6 protein-coding genes are annotated in these 5,277 nt (G+C 64.2%); all 6 read left to right on the forward strand.

The annotated features are described in order from the left end of the window. The first annotated feature begins 41 nt into the window (after positions 1–41). The 6 genes from fghA to VK682_RS21850 all read left to right on the forward strand — a co-directional run bounded on the left by fghA (position 42) and on the right by VK682_RS21850 (position 5,220). The gene (fghA, locus tag VK682_RS21825) at positions 42–866 is read left to right on the forward strand and encodes an S-formylglutathione hydrolase (RefSeq protein WP_089850740.1); all 825 of its coding nucleotides are present in this window, start codon (positions 42–44) and stop codon (positions 864–866) included. A 23-nt stretch (positions 867–889) separates the two neighbouring features. Then, positions 890–1,306: a c-type cytochrome gene (locus VK682_RS21830; RefSeq protein ID WP_230797688.1), complete on the forward strand. Its 417-nt coding sequence runs from the start codon at positions 890–892 to the stop codon at positions 1,304–1,306. Between the two features lie 134 nt (positions 1,307–1,440). Continuing rightward, positions 1,441–3,243, forward strand: coding sequence for a methanol/ethanol family PQQ-dependent dehydrogenase (locus VK682_RS21835; protein ID WP_324782547.1), 1,803 nt, complete (start codon positions 1,441–1,443; stop codon positions 3,241–3,243). A gap of 60 nt (positions 3,244–3,303) precedes the next feature. After that, a complete protein-coding gene (locus VK682_RS21840; protein WP_375342694.1) occupies positions 3,304–3,843 on the forward strand; it encodes a c-type cytochrome, methanol metabolism-related in 540 nt (179 codons plus the stop codon). Beyond that, positions 3,824–4,675, forward strand: a complete 852-nt coding sequence (locus VK682_RS21845; RefSeq protein WP_230797687.1) for a substrate-binding domain-containing protein — start codon at positions 3,824–3,826, stop codon at positions 4,673–4,675. Before VK682_RS21840 ends, VK682_RS21845 begins: the two co-directional genes overlap by 20 nt. A 26-nt stretch (positions 4,676–4,701) precedes the next feature. Next, entirely contained in the window at positions 4,702–5,220 is a 519-nt protein-coding gene (locus VK682_RS21850) for a PQQ-dependent catabolism-associated CXXCW motif protein (protein WP_230797686.1), read from the forward strand. The last annotated feature ends 57 nt before the right edge of the window (positions 5,221–5,277 follow it).

The raw sequence follows: 5,277 nt of genomic DNA on the forward strand, positions 1-5,277 counted from the left end.
ACGAAGGCAAATCCATCCGCGCCGTGGTGGAATTCTGAGCCATGGACATCGTCTCGGAAAATCGCAGCTTCGGCGGACGGCAGCAGGTCTTCCGTCACCCGTCCAATACCTGCGGCTGCGAGATGACCTTTGGCGCCTATCTGCCGCCGCAGGCGGAAGACAGGCCGGTGCCGGTGCTGTGGTATCTGTCGGGGCTGACCTGCACCCATGAAAACGCCATGACCAAGGGCGGGCTGCAGGAACATGCCGCGCGCCACGGGCTGGCGGTGATCTTTCCCGACACCTCTCCGCGCGGGGAGGGAGTCGCGGATGACGACGCCTATGATCTGGGGCAGGGGGCGGGGTTCTATGTCAACGCCACCCGCGACCCGTGGAAGCCGCATTTCCGCATGTATGACTACATCCTGTCGGAACTGCGCGCGCTGGTGCTGGACCATCTGCCGGTGACGGACCGGCACGGCATCACCGGCCATTCCATGGGCGGTCACGGGGCGATGACACTGGCGCTGCGCAATGCCGATCTGTTCGACAGCCTGTCGGCCTTTGCCCCCATCGCCAATCCGACCCAGTCCGACTGGGGGCGCAAACAGCTGTCGGCCTATCTGGGCGACGACGAAACCGCGTGGCACGCGCATGATTCGACCATCCTGCTCGAAGAACACGGCTGGAAGGACGAGCTGCTGATCGATCAGGGGGCATCGGACCAGTTTCTTGATCTGCTGCGCCCCGAGGCTCTGGCCGCGACCATGGCCCGCCGTCGCCAGCCCGGGATCCTGCGGCTGCAGCCCGGCTACGATCACAGCTATTTCTTCGTGAACAGCTTTGCGGGCGATCATGTCGCCTGGCATGCTGCGCGACTGACTTGACGAACGGAAGGGAAAGGAAGCCCATGATCCTGAGAACGATCGCCACCGCCTGCCTTTTCGCGCTGCCCGCCGTGGCGGCGCTGGCGCAGGATGCCGACATCACCGGCGACGCCGCCAAGGGCGAGAAGGTGTTCCGGAAATGCATGGCCTGCCATGCCGTTGGCGCCGATGCTGCGAACAAGGTCGGACCGGAGCTGAACGGCATCATCGGCCGCGAGGCCGCCGCCGTTGCGGAATTCGAATATTCCGACGCGCTGCAGGCCAAGGCCGGGGAAGGTCTGGTCTGGACGCCGGAAAGCCTTGCGGCATTTCTTGAAAAACCGCGCGACTACGTGAAGGGCACCAAGATGTCCTTTGCCGGTCTGCGCAAGGAAGACGAGCGTGCGGACGTGATCGCGTATCTCGCGCAGTTCGATGCAGAAGGGGGACAGGGATCCTGAAGTCTGCAGACCGCGTGACCGGACGGAGGACGGAGACAGTTCCGGGCACGCGATAAGATCGGCGCTGGCAGGCGTACGGAGACATTCTGCCAGAGCCGGGTTCGGCAACGGACAAGGCAACAAGGGAGAAGGAAATGAATAAGCTTTTGGCTTTCACCTCGGGCATCGCGCTGATCTCGGCCGGCATGGCCAGCGCAAACGAGGATCTGATGACGCTGATGGACGATCCCAACCAGTGGGCGATCCAGACCGGCGATTATGCAAACCAGCGCTATTCGGAACTGGACCAGATCACGGCGGAAAACGTGGGCGACCTGCAGGTGGCCTGGACGTTCTCCACCGGGGTGCTGCGCGGCCACGAGGGTTCGCCGCTGGTCGTGGGCGATACCATGTATCTGCACACGCCCTTCCCGAACATCGTCTACGCGCTGGATCTGTCCGATGACGGCCGGATCAAGTGGAAATACGAGCCCAAGCAGGACACCGACGTGATTCCGGTGATGTGCTGCGACACGGTGAACCGCGGCGTGGCCTATGCCAATGGCAAGATCTTCCTGCATCAGGCCGATACCAAGGTCGTGGCGCTGGATGCCGAATCCGGCGAGGTGCTGTGGGAAGCGGTGAACGGTGACCCCGCCAAGGGTGAAACCAACACCGCCACCGTGCTGCCGGTGAAGGACAAGATCATCGTCGGCATCTCTGGCGGCGAATTCGGCGTGCGCGGCCATGTGACCGCCTACAACATGGAAACCGGCGAGCAGGAATGGCGCGCATGGTCCATGGGTCCGGACAGCGACATCCTGATGGATCCGGAAAAGACCACCCATCTGGGCAAACCCGTGGGCGCGGATTCGGGCACCAACACCTGGGAAGGTGACCAGTGGATGATCGGGGGCGGCACAACCTGGGGCTGGTATTCCTACGATCCCGAGGCCGATCTGATCTATTACGGCACCGGCAACCCCTCCACATGGAACCCGGCGCAGCGCCCCGGCGACAACCGCTGGTCCATGACCATCATGGCGCGTGACCCCGATGACGGCATGGCCAAGTGGGTCTATCAGATGACGCCCCATGACGAATGGGACTATGACGGCATCAACGAGATGATCCTGACCGATCAGGAGATGGATGGCGAGATGCGCAAGCTTCTCACCCATTTCGACCGGAACGGTCTGGCCTACACGATGGACCGTGTGACCGGCGAACTGCTGGTCGCCGAGAAATTCGACCCCGTGGTGAACTGGACCACCGGTGTCGACATGGATCCGGCCTCTGAAACCTATGGCCGTCCTGCCGTGGTGGCGGAATATTCCACCGCGCAGAATGGCGAGGACGTCAACTCCACCGGCATCTGCCCGGCGGCGCTTGGCACCAAGGACCAGCAGCCGGCGGCCTATTCGCCCAAGACCGAAATGTTCTACGTGCCGACCAACCACGTCTGCATGGATTACGAACCCTTCCGCGTCAGCTACACCGCCGGCCAGCCCTATGTGGGCGCCACGCTGTCGATGTATCCGGCTCCGGAAAGCCATGGCGGCATGGGCAACTTCATCGCATGGGACAACATCTCCGGCGAGATCAAGTGGTCGATCCCCGAGCAGTTCTCGGTCTGGTCGGGCGCTCTGGCCACCGCGGGCGACGTCGTCTTCTACGGCACGCTTGAAGGTTATCTGAAGGCCGTGTCGGCAGAAACCGGCGAGGAGCTTTACCGCTTCAAGACCCCCTCGGGCATCATCGGCAACGTGATGACCTACACCCATGAGGAGAAGCAGTATATCGGCATCCTGTCGGGTGTCGGCGGCTGGGCCGGCATCGGTCTGGCGGCGGGTCTGACCAACCCCAATGACGGCCTCGGCGCGGTGGGCGGCTATGCGGCGCTCAGCGACTACACCAACCTCGGTGGCCAGCTGACCGTCTTCGCACTGCCGGACTGATCCGCGCAGACTCCCGGGGGCCGGTCGTGCCGGCCCCCTTCCAGATATCCGAGGACACCCATGATGATGCGAAACGGCATTTCCGGCCTTGCACTTGCCGCCACCCTGACCCTGCTTGCCGGGTCCGTGGTCACGGCCGAGACCAAGGCGGCGGACGATCCCAATCTGGTCGCCGCCTATGACGAAGACGGCCGCTACTACACCGAAGACGACGTGCCCACCTTCAACATTCAGGAAGACGGCACCGTGGACTGGCTGACCTATTCCGGGTTCCGGCGTTACCACGCCGAATGCCATGTCTGCCACGGCCCCGAAGGCGAAGGCTCCACCTATGCGCCCGCGCTGAAGAACTCCGCCATCGACATGGATTACTATGATTTCGTCGATGTGGTGACCAACGGGCGCAAGCGGATCTCGTCGTCGGAAAACTCGGTGATGCCGTCCTTCGGCGATAATCCCAACGTCATGTGCTACCTCGACGACATCTATGTCTACCTCAAGGCGCACGGGTCCGAGGCGATTGCCCGCGGACGCCCTGCCAAGAAAGAGGATAAATCCGATGCTATCCGTGAGGCGGAGAATGCCTGCCTCGGCACATAAGCGCAGGCTCGTCGCCCTTGCGGTCCTGGCGGCACTGGCTCTCTCCCGGGCGGTGCCCGCCACGGCGCAGACCTCGGATCTCGTCTCCACACACGCTTTCCGGGTCTGCGCCGATCCCGCCAATGCGCCCATGTCCACGCAAGAGGGCACCGGCTTTGAAAACCGCCTTGCCGAGCTTTTTGCGGCAAAGCTTGATCTGCCCGTGGCCTATACGTGGTATCCTATGGCCACAGGCTTCGTGCGCAACACGCTCCGCGCCAACCGCTGCGACGTGGTGATCGGCTACGCGCAGGGCGAGGAACTGGTGCTGAACACCAACCATTACATGACCTCGGTCTACACGCTGATCGTGCCGAAGGAGGGTCCGCTGGCGGGGGTCTCCTCCCTTGCCGATCCGGCGCTCCAGGGCCAGCGGCTCGGGATCATTGCGGGCTCTCCGCCCGCCACCCACATGGCGCGCAACGGTCTGATCGGCAAGGCGCGGGCCTATAATCTGGTGGTGGACCGCCGTCACGAAAGCCCGGCGCAGCAGATGCTCGCCGATCTGGAGGCCGGAGAGATCGATGCCGCCGTGCTCTGGGGGCCGATCGGCGGGCCGCTGGTCAAGCAGGAGCATCCCGGACTGACGGTGATCCCGCTACTGAACGAAACGGCGGCGCCGCGTCTGTTCTTCCGCATCACCATGGGGGTGCGGCAGGGGGAAAAGGTCTGGCAGCGCGAGCTGAACTCGCTGATCCGGCGCCATCAGGACGAGATCGATGCCATCCTGACCGAGGCGGGGGTGCCGCTGGTCGCCGATATGGGCACGCAGATGAAGGATCTCGGCCAGTGATCCGGCGGGCGGCGGTCAGGGGGGCGATGATTGTTCTTCTGGCGCTGCCCGGGCTGGCCGCCGCCGGCCCGCCCGAACCTTCCGGCTACCGGATGGACGCCTATCGCGCCCCGGTCCCCGCCACGCTGGCGGGGGCCAAGGTCGTCAGCCCGGAAGAGGCGCACAGCCTCTGGCAGGCCGGGACTGCTGCCTTCATCGACGTGCTGCCGCGCGCGCCCAAACCCGACAACCTTCCCGAAGGCACCATCTGGAACGAACCGCCCCGGCGCAGCATTCCCGGGGCGCTCTGGCTGCCCAATGTCGGCTATGGCGCGCTCGCCGATGTCACGCTGGACTATTTCCGCGCAGGTTTGGCCCATGCCACGGCGGGCGATCCTGCCCGCCCGGTGCTGATCTTCTGCCTCGAGGAATGCTGGATGAGCTGGAACGCTGCAAAACGCGCCCTTGATCTTGGCTACACCGAGGTGCTCTGGCTGCCCGAAGGCACCGACGGCTGGAGCTTCTACGACTATCCCACCGAAATCGTGACGCCGTTCCGGCCCTGACCTTGTGGTGACAGAATGGGGGGTCCGGGATGGGGGGTCCGGGGGGCGAAGCCCCCC

The organism is Salipiger marinus, from assembly GCF_035481585.1.
Classification (GTDB): Bacteria; Pseudomonadota; Alphaproteobacteria; order Rhodobacterales; family Rhodobacteraceae; genus Salipiger; species Salipiger marinus.